The organism is Nocardia sienata NBRC 100364, from assembly GCF_001613205.1.
GTDB classification, from domain to species: domain Bacteria; phylum Actinomycetota; class Actinomycetes; order Mycobacteriales; family Mycobacteriaceae; genus Nocardia; species Nocardia sienata.
The window spans coordinates 17,589-31,471 of the sequence record NZ_BDBX01000012.1; the positions used below are offsets into that span (position 1 = coordinate 17,589).

Genomic DNA, 13,883 nt, shown 5'->3' on the forward strand with positions numbered 1-13,883 from the left:
CACCGAAATCCATTCGACAACAGAGAAAGCAGTGAGATGAACACGACAACGCTCAACGTCACCGGAATGACCTGCGGGTGCTGCGCCGGCAAGGTACGCGACAAGGTCGGCCGGATCGCGGGCGTCCGGACAGTCGACGTGGATGTGGCCGGAGGTCTGGTCACCATCACCGCCACGGAGCCGGTCCGCCGAGACGCGGTCGCCGCCGCGGTCCAGGAGGCAGGTTTCCGCCTCGCCGAGTGAACACGGGCAACAACCCGGTGCCATCCGCGCGACACGGATGGGTGGCACCGGGTTGTTCAGTGCTACGGGCACACAGGCAGAACATCGGCATCCGTTGCCGCCACGAGGCGTGAACACTCCGTTGTGCGTCACCGTCGACCCCGCGCCGACGACGAGCGCTCCCATGTCGCCGAAGCGATGAAGCCGGGGATATCGATAATGACTTGCCGGCTCCGCCCCAGAGGCAGACGCGGGCCTCGTCGCCGCACTACACCAGAGGAGTCCTGACATGTCCATTCAACGCATGGATAACGTCCTGATAGTGGTCGAGGATCTGGACGCCGTCATCGCGTTCTTCGTCGAGCTCGGCATGGAGCTGGAGGGCAGAGGGCCACTCGAGTGGCGCGGGGCGGAGCGCGTCATCGGGCTCGACGACGTCCGGCAGGATGTCGCCATGCTGCGGATCCCGGACGGTCCCGGCCGGATCGAGCTGGCCAAGTTCCACAAACCGAAGGCCATCACCCCCGAACCGAAAGACGCGCCGGCGAACACGCTGGGTATCCGTCGCATCATGTTCGCCGTCGACGATATCGACGACGTCATCGACCGCCTGCGCAACCACGGCGCCGAACTCGTCGGCGAGGTGGTGCAATACGAGAACATCTACCGGCTCTGTTACGTCCGCGGCCCCGAGAACATCATCGTCGGATTGGCCGAACAGCTCAGCTGAAAGGTTCGTTGTTGCGGCATAACCCGCTCGTACAGGATACGACGAAGGCCCTTCCCGGCTGCCCGGAAAGGGCCTCTGACCTGGAGCCGCCTAGGAGAATCGAACTCCTGACCTTTTCATTACGAGCAAGCTAGAAACCGTGCTCGGCAGTGATCCGATGTACCCCGCCTGTCCCGTCGCGCGCAGGTAGACCCCGGTTTCCGTCCTCCCCGTGCCGGTCCGTTATCCGGCATGTGTGCACACACGCGGCACATACTCCCGCCGGTCGAAGGTCACGGCTTCCTACAGATTCGGCAGACGTCAGCACTGGGTCTCTTACGGTCCTTCCACCCGATCGAAAGGACCCCGGAATCATGACCACGAAGGCCACCGCCACCGAACCGCTCACCACCCGCCAGGTAGCCGAGGCGCTCGGCACCGACCCGAAGACGCTGCGTGTGTTCCTCCGGGCGTCGGCCGACTACACGGCGGTCGGGTCCGGCAAGCGGTACGTGTTCACCGCGAAAGATGTCGGCCCGATGAAGACCCGGTTCACGAAGTGGGCGTAGGAACGCGCAGCGGCCAAGGCGGAAGCGACCACACCCCCGGCCGAGTAACCAGCCCGGCTACACCCCGGCCCCATACCCCGCGTTGGGTGTGGGGCCGGAGGGTGGGTTCGCCGTCCAATCACCCCAGTTCATCGTTACCAATGGTGTGTGTTGCGTCGCGAGCTGCGCCCGAAGGTCGTCCTTCCTGCCCCACCACTCATTGATCTCGAAACGAATCTGAGGGACACCCCAGTTCAGGTAGTAGCCCTCTGGCACCCGCTGACCAATGTTGACCCTCTGCACGACGGCAACCGCGATTAGCCCGAAGATGGTGTTCCACGGTAGGCGGACCTTGCCTTCCTCGACATGCATCTCGCTTATCAGTTCCGCCTCTCGAATGCCCAGCTCGAAACCGTCCGGCAACTCGTCACCGTGGCCCTGAACGCACCGGTGAACGAAGTAGATTAGGTCGGCAGTGTCTGGCCACTCGTTCTTGCCCAGTGTCGACTGGATACGCACCGGCCACCGAGTCTCAGCGACGTTCACACCGCGCACGGCCATAAGGCCAAAGATGTCGTAGTTCGCGCGGATTAGCTTGGTGAACCGACGACCCACGCTCTTGATGTCGGGGTAGACCTTTTTTGCCGTCCCGTCGATGGCGTTGCAGGCGTGCAGCATCGCGGCCTCAGACTCCCCCCGCTCGAAGTCTGCTATTGCCAGGCGGATCGAATCCCCAACCTTCATGAAGGTGAGCGTATCTAAGCCGACTGACATGAGTCGCGCAGTTTTCAAAGTGGCCAAACCCGCTTCATGCCCCGCGCGGGTGTGGGGCTTCAGTCAGGGACCGTGTGGCTCATCGACGACCTCAGCATCGACAACATCCCCCGCTTGTCCGTTGTCATCGCCGACTGCGGGTAGCTCCGCCTGCGGTCGTTTCTGTTCGATCTGCGGACGCGACTCCCCACTAGTAAGTTCCTCGATCTGCGCGGACATTGTGGTCAGGTGCTCCAAGAACACGTTGCCCTCAGCCATACCGCCATTAATGATCGTGAGCGCACCCGTACAGTACACAACCGCCTCAGTGACCTTCTTCGCCAAACGGGGAATGAGTGCCAATGCGGTAACGCCAGTACCTACGAGTTCTTCAGTGCGGGCTACCACGGGCTGAGGCCCAAAGGTCTCGACGCCAGTTAGCAGCCATTCGAGATGATCGACTTGCCCACGAATCTGCTCCCTCAGTTGCCCGGGCAAGGTCGATTCGTCTACCAATTCACGCCATTTTGCGAGACCCTCACGAAGCCGAGCCATAGCATCGTCAGAGATCCCGTCGCCCGCATCTCGGTCTCGTCCGACGAGGATGTCCGAGAAGTTCCCGAGATCATCAAGGTGGTCCACACTAATCACGTTCTGAGCAGGATGCCCTTGGGCATTCCAGCCGTTGGAGTACACGACCGCGCTGTACCAGTGAGGCAGGTACCGAAGGTTCCGCTCACGGGTGGGGTTACCCTCGGGCATCGCGTACAGCCGATCGGAGATCCGGCCAACAAGTGCTACAACCTCTGCATGTCGTCGGGCGAAGTCAGGCGTCCCATACTGCACGCCAAGGACACTCTCCCACCCCTTCTGAACACTCGCCGCTCCGGATTGCGACATCTTCTGCAGTATCGAATGCAATCCCGCCGCTGGATTCAACTCTTGAATCACCGACCACCTCACCGCTGTGTATTGGCTGCCGCCCAGAAGGGTGCCGAGTCTAATACGGAGCACCGACATCGAACCTGGCTGGGCGGCCACACCCCCAGCTCTGCGTCCCGGATGTGGGGCCGTTTCCAGCCACTCCGTGGCGACCTGCCGGGGTCGGCCCCACCACCACATGACCCGAAACGGTTAGAGCCGCCCAGCGTCGAAACTAGGCGACCCTGTTCGCGGGGTATGGGCGGTCATCGGTCGCCCGGATGGATCAGTTCCTTCTGACTGGACGCTGCGGCCATGCCGAGCGGTGTGGATGAGGTCGGACCGCCGGGAGCTCAAGGGTGGTTTCGGCGGGTGTGGTGAGGTATTCGAAACTGTGCCGACCGGGCGGGTGCCGACGACGGCCAAGCAGAAACCCGAGGACGAACGACGCAAGAACCGCTGTTGCGAGCAGGATCACGACCATAGCGACTCGCACGGCAGAGGGGGCAGATCGTCGTACGCCCCGTCATCGATCACGACCGGCACACCCAGCCAGGCGCCTACATCCTGCGCGTAGAGGCCGGCCGCTTGCCTTCCGGCTCGGTACGAGAACTCCCGCCCGGCGAGCGTCAACCGGACACGGCACTGTTCCTGCGCCATCCCAGACCCTTTCGGTTGGCTCTGAGCCGGGTGAAGGAGCGGACACCTCACCCGGCCCATTGCGAACGAACCTAAGAACCCAAACGCGAAAGCCTGTAAGGGATTTCTCCTAATTTCTCGCTGGTACGATTTTTGTTGACCAGTTTCTACTGGTGCCCGACCATCGATCGCATGGAAGAAATTGTGCGAAACGCACCGATAGAAGACAGACCGTTGCGCTTAACGTTCCTCGGCAAGAACACGCAGAACGGCGGGAGCCCAACACTCTTCGCCACGAACCGGGGGACGTACGTCGTGCAGGGATGGAAGGTGCAGGGCCATGGTGACCGGGTGGAGATACCGCACCGTCTCCTTGCCCACACCCACCCCGGTACGTGCGTCGGGGCACCGTTGGAGGACACCGGCCGGGGCACGTTCATCCTGGCGGGTACGCCGGTCACCGATGCCGGGGCGCTGGCCGAGATGAACACCCCGGACCATGAGACCAGCATCGAGGTGCCCGTAGGACAGGAGGTTTGGGTACATGCAACTGCTACAGGGTGAGGAAATCGACGACCTTCTCCGGTCCTGCGAGATCAGCGCCTACCACCTCGAAGTGCTCGATACGTACGAGACGCCCGAGGAAGCCGAACCGTTCCGCAAGTTCCTGGACGGAGAGCCCGACGATTACGCCTGGGGCACGGACTGGTGGAACCTGATTCGCGAGGTCACCAGCACCGGCCGGGCCGTACGTCGTGCCCGCGTCGTGACCGAGCCACACACCGACTACACCCGGTGGGGTCTCGTCGTCGCGAACCAGAACATCGCTGTCGGCGAGGAGATCCGGTATCTCCCCCGGCACCTGATCGACCCGACGGAGCTGTCCACGGATGATTTCTGGCTCATCGATGACCGGTCGCTCGCGTTCACCGTGTTCGAGCCATCGGGCCGATACGTCGGCTGGGGCATCAGTCACGACCCGGTGATAGTCGACCATGCTCGGGCGGTGTGGGGCCGAGTGTGGGACAAAGCCACTCCTCACGCTGATTACGTCCGGGCGTGACCACTACCGCGAAAGAGGCGCGCGAGGCGTTCGGTGAGCGCCTCCGCAATCTCCGCAAGGACGCGGGGCTGACCGGCAGGCAACTTTCCGAGCTTGCCGGTTGGCCCCCTTCCAAAGTTTCCAAGATCGAGTACGGCAAGCAAGCGCCGACCGATGACGACGTGCGCGTGTGGTGCATCCACACCCACCGTGCCGACCAGGTGCCCGACCTCATCGCCAACCTGCGCAACGTCGAAACGGCATACCTCGAGTGGCGGCGGATGCGACTGCCACACCGCCAGAAACAGTCCATCGCGGCGGAGGCCAAGACAAACCTCATGCGCTGGTACGAACCCGTGCTCGTGCCCGGCCTGTTGCAGACCCCGCCGTACGCCGAAGCGATCCTCCGAACCGTGCTCGATTTCTGCGACGAGCCGGAGACGGATATCGACGCGAGCCTATCGGCCCGGCTCGAACGTCAGCAGGTTCTGTACCGGGGCAACCACCGGTTCTATTTCATCCTCGCGGAGCAGGTTCTCCACACCCACGTGGGCACCGCGGACTTGATGGTCGAGCAGATGGACCGATTGCTCACCGCGATGTCTCTGCCCCGTGTGGTGCTCGGTATCGTGCCGTCGGCACACCGGTACACAGCGCCCACGAACAACTTCATCATGTTCGACAGCCGTATGGTGCAGGTCGAGACCGTATCGGCCGAACTCACCATCACTCAACCGAGCGAGATAGCGCTGTACGAGAGAGCCTTTCATCGCCTGAAGGATCAGGCCGTCCACGGGGCGGACGCCCGCGCGATGATCACGGCCACGATGAACGGCTCAGCGTCCACGTAACGGCCTGGCACCCACCCGGCCCACCATGGACGCCGGACGGCCCGGATAGCCCGTCACCAGCGAAAATAGCGCGCTCTATTGCGTCAACCCCGATATGTCATTTCCGGCACGCCGAGCTCCAGCACATACCGTGCTCGAAACGCTGCCCGGTATGGCTGCGTTACGGCATCGTCCCGGTCGGCGCCACCGACAAGACCGTTCCCGGCCGCTGCAAGGGCAAGACTCATCGCCGGGACCTGCTCGGCATCCCCGGCAAGCGGACGCCGAACTCTCGGCAGTGGTCCGGCAAGACGCTGCCCGACCACCAGGCCGACCGCACGGAATTCGTCCGGCAACTCCTCGCGGCCGTAGGCATCGAGAAGCCCGAGCGCACTGGTCTGCGGTTCTCCCTGGTCAAGCCCGGCGACAAGAACGTGCCGCCTCGGGATCACATCATCATGGCCGCCATTGCCCAGCGCACGAAATGGCGGGCCGAGTACACCCGCGCCCTGCTCGAAGCCGGGCCACCGGAAGCACTCGGAATCTCGGCAATCCCACAGGCAGCGTGAGAGGGGGCAACGGTGAGTGAGAAGTTCATGACGGTGCAGCAGGCGGCAGACGTGTTACAGGTCTCCCGCTACAGCATCTATCAGCTGATCTGGTCCGGGCAGGTTCAGTCGGTCACCATCGGCCGGTCCCGCCGGATCGTTCGGCAATCGTTCGACGCCTACGTGTCCGACCTGATCGATCAGGCGGCGTGATGGCGGAGAAGAAGCCAGCGGGCAAGAAGCGGAACCCGAACGGCTCGGGCACGATCAGTCAGCGCAAGGACGGCCGGTATCAGCTGCGTCTGTTCGTGGACGCACCCGACGGCACTCGTAAGCGGATCACGATCTACGGGGCCACCTGGGAAGAAGTCGACAACGAGCGGACCCGGCTCAAGGAGTTGCAGCGGCGGAATATCCCGGTCGACGTCACGACCATGACCGTTCGGCAATACCTGGAACGCTGGTTGGCAGATGTGGCCAAGCCGTCGATTCGCCCGACCACGTATATGAGCTGGGAAGCTCTCGTGCGGCTGTACATGGTGCCGGGAATCGGCCGGTACAAGCTCAAGACGTTGCAGGCCGGGCATATCCGGGACTGGCTGAACAAGTCGGCGACGCGGTGCCAGTGCTGCGCCCAGAAGAAGGACGCCAAACGGGCGAAGCCGCGGTGCTGTGCGAAGTCTCCAGCGGCCTGCTGTGGGCAGGTTCCAAGTGCCGGCACTCTGCGGACCGTGCTCCGGGTCCTGCGGGCAGCGCTGCAAGACGCGGTGGATGACGAGATCCTGGCGCGCAACGTGGCGAAACAGGTCAAGATGCCGGCCGGACGAATCCGGAAGGAGAAACCCTGGAGCGATGCGGAGGCGTCCCGGTTCCTCGCGGCGACCAGAGAGCACCGGTTGTTCGCGTTGTGGTCGGTGGCTCTCGCGATCGGGCTGCGTCGTGGCGAAGCACTCGGCCTGCGATGGGTGGACGTCGACCTGGAGGCGGGCATGGTCGATATCCGCCAGGCGCTGTACCGGATCAACGGCAAGCTGGGGCTGTTCGACGTGAAGACGGAGAGTTCGGAAGGGACGGTGCCGCTGCCGCCCAAGCTTCTCGAGATCCTGAAGCTTCATCGCCGCGACCAGTTGGCCGACCTGGTGGTGTCGGAGGCGAACCGGCTGGGCTTGGTGTTCACCTCGGCCAAGGGCACACCGTTGGAGCCGCGCAACGTCAACCGCGCATTTACCGAGCTGGTCCGGAAGGCTGGCGTCCGGCCGATTCGCCTGCATGATCTGCGCCACTCCTGCGCAACCCTGCTGTTCGCTCAGGGGGTCGACCCGGCCACTGTCCAGCGGATCTTGCGGCACAGCTCGATCACGACCACCACGAGCATCTACATGGAGGTCATCGAACGGGTACAGCGGGAAGCCGTCGCCGGCATGGACAGCTTGTTCGGTGACTCCGGGGCGTGACTGGTGTCAAAAACTGGTGTCAACGGCCCCGGAATCCCCGGGGAAAAGTGGAGCCGCCTAGGAGAATCGAACTCCTGACCTTTTCATTACGAGTGAAGCGCTCTACCGACTGAGCTAAGGCGGCGTGCCTTTCGGCGTGGCGAGTCTATCGTCTCCGCCCTGGGAACGCGAAAACGGCTGGTCAGGATGTTTGCGCGATGAGGGTGGCGGCCATGGCGGCCACCGCGAAACGGGGCTTGACGTTCCGGTCGAGGGCTTCGCGGCAGGCGAGGACGGCATCGATCGAGCGGAGGATGCCCTCGGGACGGACTCGGCTCGCCAGCTCGCGGGCGCGGTCGGCCATATCGGGGTGGGTCATGGTGATACCGGCGGGGTCGCCGAAGGCGATGGCGAGGGCGTCGCGGTAGAGGCCCGCGATATCCAGGAGAGCGCGGTCCAAGGCGTCACGGCCGGTACGGGTGGCGCGGGATTTCTGGCGGCGTTCCAGGTCCTTGAGGACGCCCGCCGAACCCCGGGTCGCGCTCGCGGCGCCCTTACCGGTGCCACCGGCGCCGAGGGCGGTGGCCAGTTCTTCGCGTTCGCGGTCGTCACGTTCGGCGCTGAGCTGTTTCGCCTCGTCTTCGGCCGCCTTCACCAGTTCGTCGGCGGCGAGGTAGGCGGTGCCGCGGGTCACCGCGGTCACGATGTCCAGGGCGCGGCGGCGGCGGGCGCGGGCATCGTCGTCGGTGGCGAGGCGGCGGGCGCGGCCGATATGACCGCCGCTCACGGCGGCTGCCCAGTCGGCGATTTCCGGATCGAGGCCGTCGTATTCACGCAGGACCTGGGCTATCGCCGGAGCTGAGGGGGTGACCAGGTGAACGTGCCGGCAGCGAGAGCGCAGGGTGACGGAGATGTCCTCCGGATCCACCGAAGGGGCGCACAGCAGGAACACGGTCCGCTCGGGCGGCTCCTCCACCACCTTGAGCAGCACGTTGCCCGCGGCTTCGGTGAGCCGGTCGGCGTCCTCGATCACCACCACCTGCCATCGGCCGGTGCTGGGCCGCCGGGCCGCGATCTGGACGATCCCGCGCATCTCCTTGGTGGAGATGCTCAGACCCTCGGGGACCACCCGGCGGACATCGCCGTGCGTGCCCGCCATGGTGGTGGTGCAGGCGTGGCAGCGGCCGCACCCGGGCTGCTCGGGATCTGTGCACTGCAGCGCGGCCGCGAAGCATAGGGCCGCGACCTCACGACCGGACCCGGGCGGGCCCGTGAACAGCCACGAATGCGTCATGGCGCCCTCGGCCACACCGGATCGGCCCGCGACCGCGGCCGCGGTCAGATCGGCGGTCACCGAAGCCTGACCCACGAGACGCTCGAAGACACCCACCACGCTCACACCCTAATACGCTCGACCGGCCACGCCCCCACTGTCCGCGGGACGGCTACCCGGCGCGCTGTGCGGTGGTGTTCGCCCCGTCCAACTGTTCGCGGATGATGTCGGCGTGCCCGCTGTGGTGGGCGATCTCACGAAGGATGTGCAGGATCAGGAACCGCGCGGACCACCACACACGGCCGGGTACCCACGGGTTGGTGGGTGTGGGAATCGAAGCGTCCAGATCATCGACGGCGCGCACGAGCTCGGCGGTGTTCGCGGCGACACGCTCCCATTCGGCGAGCAGCCCGGCGACTGTCTCGTCGTCGCCGATAATGTATTCGCCCTCGTAATCCTCGAGTTTCTGTTCCGCGTTCTCGTCCCGCTCGACGAGCACCGTCGTCCACTCTCGCTCGCAGCGGATGATGTGGTGCAGCAGGCCGCCGAGCGTCAGCTCGCTCGCGGTGGTCCGCTGCCGCGCCTGCTCGTCGTCGATACCCCGCAGCGTTATGCGGAACATCTCGCGCTGTTCGTCGAGCAGTTGGATGAGATCCTCGCGTTCCCGGCTACCGGGCATCGGCGCTCCTTGTCAGTGGACGATATTCGCGCGCGACGTTACTGCGACGATCCGACAGAGGGCCGCCGTCTAGTCTTCGCGCTGGGAAGACGACCGGCCCGCGGCCTGCTTCGCCGGGGCCTTCTTGGCGGGAGCCTTCTTGGCCGCCGTCTTCTTCGCAGCCGCTTTCGCGGTGGTCGTCTTCTTCGCCGCGGTGGTGGTCTTCTTGGCGGCGGCCTTCTTGGCCGGTGCCTTCTTGGCGGTCTTCTTGGCCGCCTTCTTCACCGGGCCGCGGGCGCGCCGGTCGGCCAGCAGCTCGGAGGCGCGTTCGTCGGTGATGGATTCCACTTCGTCGCCCTTACGCAGGCTGGCGTTGGTCTCACCGTCGGTCACGTAGGGCCCGAAACGCCCATCTTTGATGACCATCGGCTTCCCGGTGGCGGAATCGTTGCCGAGTTCCCGGAGCGGCGCGGCTGCCGCGGCCTGTCTACCTCTGCGTTTGGGTTCGGCATAAAGTTTGAGGGCCTCGTCCAGGGTCACCGTGAAGATCTGGTCCTCGGTGGCCAGCGACCGTGAATCGGTGCCCTTCTTCAGATACGGCCCGTACCGACCGTTCTGCGCGGTGATCTCCTCGCCGGTGGCGGGGTCGGTGCCGACCACTCGCGGCAGCGACAGCAGTTTCAACGCGTCTTCGAGCGTCACGGTCGCCGCGCTCATGGATTTGAACAGAGACCCGGTCCGCGGTTTCGGCGCGTTCTTCTTCGCGGTTTTCTTCGCCCCTTGTTCCTCCTCCGCCTCCGGGAGGATTTCGGTGACGTACGGGCCGAAACGGCCTTCCTTGACGACGATTTCATGATCGTCGTCGTCGAAGCCCAGGTGCCTTCCCTCCGCCGGGGTGGCGAAGAGTTCCTCCGCGACCTCGGGGGTCAGTTCATCGGGCGGCAGATCGTCGGGAAGGTTCGCCCGCTGGGAGGTCGGTTCGGCGTCCGGCGCGGCGGGATCGGTGACCATTCGCTCCAGGTACGGCCCGTACCGGCCGACCCGCACCACTACATCACGCCCGGCGTCGTCGCTGAACAATTTGATGGAGTTGATCACGCGGGCATCGATATCGTCGAGCCGCTCGCCGACCATGCGCTTCAGGCCGCCCGACCGCGCGACCGAGCCCTCGGCTCCGTCGTCACCACCGAAGTAGAAGCTGGACAACCAGTTCCCGCGCTGCGCCCGCCCGCCGGCGATGGCATCCAGATCGTCTTCCATGGCAGCGGTGAAATCGAAATCGACCAGCCGGCCGAAGTACTGTTCGAGCAGCCCGGTCACCGAGAAGGCCACCCAGGACGGCACCAGCGCACTGCCGCGTTTGTAGACGTAACCGCGATCCAGAATGGTCTTGATGATCGACGAATAGGTGGACGGCCGCCCGATGCCGAGCTCCTCCAGCGATTTGATCAGCGAGGCCTCGGTGTAGCGGGCGGGCGGGTTGGTGCTGTGCCCGTCGGGATTCAGTTCGACAGCGGTGACGCCCGCGCCCTCGGCGAGCTGCGGCAACCGGGTCTCGGCGTCGTCGGACTGCCCGCCGGCCTCCTCGTCGACACTTTCCACGTAGGCCTTCAGGAAGCCCGGGAATGTGATGGTGCGCCCCGAGGCGGAGAACACGCATTCCTCGCCGGTGCCGGCGGTGCCGGTGATCCGCAGGGTGAGAGTGGTGCCCCTGGCGTCGGCCATCTGTGAGGCGACGGTGCGCTGCCAGATCAGCTCGTAGAGCCGGAACTCATCGTTGTCCAGCCGCGCGTGCAACTGGCCCGGGGTGGCGAAGGTGTCACCCGCGGGACGGATGGCCTCGTGCGCTTCCTGCGCGTTCTTCACCTTCCGGGTGTACTGACGGGCGGTGGGATGCACGAATTCGGCACCGTAGAGCTGCGTGGCCTGGGTGCGCGCGGCATTGATCGCCGACTCCGACAGCGTGGTCGAGTCGGTACGCATATAGGTGATGTAGCCGTTCTCGTAGAGCCGCTGCGCGGTGCGCATGGTGCGTTCCGAGGTGAACCGCAGCTTGCGGCCGGCCTCCTGCTGCAGCGTGGAGGTCATGAACGGCGCGTACGGTTTGCGGGTGTAGGGCTTGGACTCGGCCGAGGTGACCACCAGATCGGCGCCGTGCAAGGCCTCGGCCAGGCGGCGGGCCCGAGCCTCGTCCAGGACCAGCGCCCGGGAGTCGGCCTTGAGCCGGCCGTCGGACCCGAAGTCACGGCCGGTCGCCACCCGCGAGCCGTCCACGTCGACGAGACGGGCGGCGAAAACCCGCGGATTGGCGGAGTCTGCCTCGCCGCCGGCGTCCAGCTTGGCGGCGATATCCCAGTACTCGGCCGATCGGAACGCCATCCGTTCCCGCTCGCGCTGCACGATCACCCGGGTCGCCACCGACTGGACTCGGCCCGCCGACAACCGCGGCATGACCTTCTTCCACAGCACGGGGCTGACCTCGTAGCCGTACAGCCGATCCAGGATGCGCCGGGTTTCCTGCGCGTCGACCAGGTCGTTGTCCAGGTCGCGGGTGTCTGCGGCGGCCGCGCGGATCGCCGGCTCGGTGATCTCGTGGAAGACCATCCGCCGAACCGGAACCTTCGGCTTCAGCGTCTCCAGCAGATGCCAGGCGATGGCCTCGCCCTCACGGTCGGGGTCGGTGGCCAGATACAACTCGTCGGCGTCGGCCAGCAGACCCTTGAGTTCGGTGACCTTGCCCTTCTTCTCCGGGCTGACGACGTAGATGGGTTCGAAGTCGTTGTCGACGTCCACCCCGAGCCGGGCCCACTCCTGGCCCTTGTACTTGGCCGGGACATCGGCCGCACCACGCGGCAGATCCCGGATATGGCCGACCGATGCCTCGACCGTATAGTCCCGCCCCAGGTAGGGCGCGATTTTGCGGGCCTTCGTCGGCGATTCGACGATGACGAGACGACGCACGGGACGACCCGCCTCGGCTGCGTTTCGGTCTCGTGTTGCCACCGGCGAATCCCTTTCCTTCTCGACCCGCTGAACACTGCTCGGTACGGCAGGACGCGGCTGATTGAGCAGATGGTGACGCCTTACATCACCACCAGTCACGTTTATACCTCGACGCCGCGCGTGGTCGAACGGTTGCGACCATCGGGCGATGGCGCGTCGATGCCGTTCAGTATGCAGGGCCGCGCCGACAGTCGGCACGCACGGTGCGTCACGAATCCACGCAGTATCGGCTTGACCGGTATGCGCGAAGACCGATCGGCCTCCCGCCCGCGCGTGGCGCGGAGCACGTTCGACCGGTCCGAGCGGTAGGCGCCGGGAGTGCCACGGAGTGGGGCAGCACACCATCCACAGGCCCCGTACGCTGCCGCACTGCCCGCCGAGCGCCCGGCGGGCGCCGCTTCTAAAAAGCGCGCGTGCGCAAGAGGGGCGAGATTCCGCGTAAGACACATTGCATGTGCATCGCCGCACCCGGAGAGCACGGTGGCAGCGGATACCCCGGCACGCGGAAGTCGCTGCGGCCCGGCTGCGCCGATACGCCGGAAATGCATGGTGGACGCGCCGCCGTGCCATGAACGTATCGGCGGAGTGCCCACCCGGGGGCCGCCTGATCTCACGAACGAGGCGCCTACCCGCTCGCTGTTCGAGCGCACGTCGGTAGCCGATGGCCACCCACGCAAGGGTGAGGGGGACGCTCCGATAATCCGCCACCACATATGCCGGGCTGCTACCCCGCCACGCCGAGAGCGCACGGCCGGAACGGACGCGGAGATACGCATACTCCACATATAGTTCGTCCCTCGCTCCCGTTACGGGAGGCGAGGGACGAACTGGGAGGGGACTCGCTCAGCTGAGCGCGCGAACTCCGGTGGCCTGAGGGCCCTTGGTGCCCTGACCAACCTCGAACTCGACCTTCTGATTTTCTTCGAGGGTGCGGAATCCCGAACCCTGGATCTCGGAATAGTGGACGAAGACGTCCGCAGAGCCGTCTTCGGGCGCGATGAAGCCGAAGCCCTTCTCCGCGTTGAACCACTTCACAGTTCCCTGTGCCATTCTGTTCCTTCTCTTTTCTTACTCGGAACGGCGGACAACTGGGTTTCGTCCACCGGGCCTGTTCCGATCGGCGCTACTCTGGACTCCCGTGGGGGCCAACGTATGCCGTTCGCAACATCGATCCTGCCAGGGGTTTGGACTTTGCATCCGTCCCTCGAACACAGAAGCTTGCGACCGAGAACCAGTGAACCATGTCTTTGGGGAATTCAACAGCGGAGTTACCGACAATTTGCAAAAAAAATGATCTAGCGAAT

At 65.0% G+C, this 13,883-nt stretch carries 14 protein-coding genes, 1 tRNA gene and 1 pseudogene; 9 read left to right on the top strand and 7 right to left on the bottom strand.

Features of this window, described 5'->3' with window-relative positions:
- Nucleotides 1–36: 36 nt before the first annotated feature.
- The 3 genes from NS4_RS09765 to NS4_RS09775 all read left to right on the top strand — a co-directional run bounded on the left by NS4_RS09765 (nt 37) and on the right by NS4_RS09775 (nt 1,500).
- Nucleotides 37–243, top strand: a complete 207-nt coding sequence (locus NS4_RS09765; RefSeq protein WP_063059210.1) for a heavy-metal-associated domain-containing protein — start codon at nt 37–39, stop codon at nt 241–243.
- Nucleotides 244–511: 268 nt separating this feature from the next.
- Entirely contained in the window at nt 512–952 is a 441-nt protein-coding gene (locus tag NS4_RS09770; RefSeq protein WP_084487066.1) for a VOC family protein, read from the top strand.
- 353 nt (nt 953–1,305) lie between these two features.
- Nucleotides 1,306–1,500 carry a helix-turn-helix domain-containing protein gene (locus tag NS4_RS09775; protein ID WP_063059212.1) on the top strand — a complete coding sequence of 65 codons (195 nt, stop codon included), beginning with the start codon at nt 1,306–1,308 and terminating at the stop codon, nt 1,498–1,500.
- A 57-nt stretch (nt 1,501–1,557) separates the two neighbouring features.
- Here NS4_RS09775 and NS4_RS09780 read toward each other — a convergent pair whose 3' ends face one another.
- Complete coding sequence (locus NS4_RS09780; RefSeq protein WP_157105977.1) at nt 1,558–2,223, bottom strand: Rv1289 family protein; 666 nt, start codon at nt 2,221–2,223, stop codon at nt 1,558–1,560.
- Between the two features lie 93 nt (nt 2,224–2,316).
- Nucleotides 2,317–3,183, bottom strand: a complete 867-nt coding sequence (locus tag NS4_RS09785; RefSeq protein ID WP_157105978.1) for a hypothetical protein — start codon at nt 3,181–3,183, stop codon at nt 2,317–2,319.
- 765 nt (nt 3,184–3,948) lie between these two features.
- Here NS4_RS09785 and NS4_RS09795 point away from each other — a divergent pair.
- The 6 genes and pseudogenes from NS4_RS09795 (at nt 3,949) to NS4_RS09815 (ending at nt 7,666) form a co-directional block, all read left to right on the top strand.
- Entirely contained in the window at nt 3,949–4,356 is a 408-nt protein-coding gene (locus NS4_RS09795) for a hypothetical protein (protein ID WP_245665234.1), read from the top strand.
- Nucleotides 4,337–4,855, top strand: a complete 519-nt coding sequence (locus tag NS4_RS09800) for a DUF6879 family protein (RefSeq protein WP_063059217.1) — start codon at nt 4,337–4,339, stop codon at nt 4,853–4,855. Before NS4_RS09795 ends, NS4_RS09800 begins: the two co-directional genes overlap by 20 nt.
- On the top strand, nt 4,852–5,685 hold the full coding sequence (locus NS4_RS09805) for a helix-turn-helix domain-containing protein (RefSeq protein ID WP_063059218.1): 834 nt from the start codon (nt 4,852–4,854) through the stop codon (nt 5,683–5,685). Before NS4_RS09800 ends, NS4_RS09805 begins: the two co-directional genes overlap by 4 nt.
- 155 nt (nt 5,686–5,840) lie before the next feature.
- Nucleotides 5,841–6,080 (top strand): annotated as a pseudogene (locus NS4_RS33860) (replication initiator); the annotation flags it as partial.
- Between the two features lie 165 nt (nt 6,081–6,245).
- Nucleotides 6,246–6,425, top strand: coding sequence for a helix-turn-helix domain-containing protein (locus NS4_RS31410; RefSeq protein WP_084487068.1), 180 nt, complete (start codon nt 6,246–6,248; stop codon nt 6,423–6,425).
- Nucleotides 6,425–7,666, top strand: coding sequence for a tyrosine-type recombinase/integrase (locus tag NS4_RS09815; protein WP_084487069.1), 1,242 nt, complete (start codon nt 6,425–6,427; stop codon nt 7,664–7,666). Before NS4_RS31410 ends, NS4_RS09815 begins: the two co-directional genes overlap by 1 nt.
- A 48-nt stretch (nt 7,667–7,714) precedes the next feature.
- Here NS4_RS09815 and NS4_RS09820 read toward each other — a convergent pair.
- The 5 genes from NS4_RS09820 to NS4_RS09840 form a co-directional block, all read right to left on the bottom strand.
- Nucleotides 7,715–7,790, bottom strand: a tRNA-Thr gene (locus tag NS4_RS09820).
- 57 nt (nt 7,791–7,847) lie between these two features.
- Nucleotides 7,848–9,038 carry a DNA polymerase III subunit delta' gene (locus tag NS4_RS09825; protein WP_063059221.1) on the bottom strand — a complete coding sequence of 397 codons (1,191 nt, stop codon included), beginning with the start codon at nt 9,036–9,038 and terminating at the stop codon, nt 7,848–7,850.
- Nucleotides 9,039–9,090: 52 nt separating this feature from the next.
- On the bottom strand, nt 9,091–9,597 hold the full coding sequence (locus NS4_RS09830) for a DinB family protein (RefSeq protein ID WP_063059222.1): 507 nt from the start codon (nt 9,595–9,597) through the stop codon (nt 9,091–9,093).
- 69 nt (nt 9,598–9,666) lie between these two features.
- Nucleotides 9,667–12,579: a type I DNA topoisomerase gene (gene topA, locus NS4_RS09835; protein WP_063059223.1), complete on the bottom strand. Its 2,913-nt coding sequence runs from the start codon at nt 12,577–12,579 to the stop codon at nt 9,667–9,669.
- A gap of 843 nt (nt 12,580–13,422) precedes the next feature.
- The gene (locus tag NS4_RS09840; protein WP_011206895.1) at nt 13,423–13,629 is read right to left on the bottom strand and encodes a cold-shock protein; all 207 of its coding nucleotides are present in this window, start codon (nt 13,627–13,629) and stop codon (nt 13,423–13,425) included.
- Between the last annotated feature and the right edge of the window lie 254 nt (nt 13,630–13,883).

Coding starts and splice junctions, on each gene's coding strand:
- NS4_RS09765 (WP_063059210.1), top strand. CDS start 37: ATGAACACGACAACGCTCAACGTCACCGGAATGACCTGCGGGTGCTGC.
- NS4_RS09770 (WP_084487066.1), top strand. CDS start 512: ATGTCCATTCAACGCATGGATAACGTCCTGATAGTGGTCGAGGATCTG.
- NS4_RS09775 (WP_063059212.1), top strand. CDS start 1,306: ATGACCACGAAGGCCACCGCCACCGAACCGCTCACCACCCGCCAGGTA.
- NS4_RS09780 (WP_157105977.1), bottom strand. CDS start 2,223: ATGAAGGTTGGGGATTCGATCCGCCTGGCAATAGCAGACTTCGAGCGG.
- NS4_RS09800 (WP_063059217.1), top strand. CDS start 4,337: ATGCAACTGCTACAGGGTGAGGAAATCGACGACCTTCTCCGGTCCTGC.
- NS4_RS09815 (WP_084487069.1), top strand. CDS start 6,425: ATGGCGGAGAAGAAGCCAGCGGGCAAGAAGCGGAACCCGAACGGCTCG.
- NS4_RS09830 (WP_063059222.1), bottom strand. CDS start 9,597: ATGCCCGGTAGCCGGGAACGCGAGGATCTCATCCAACTGCTCGACGAA.
- NS4_RS09840 (WP_011206895.1), bottom strand. CDS start 13,629: ATGGCACAGGGAACTGTGAAGTGGTTCAACGCGGAGAAGGGCTTCGGC.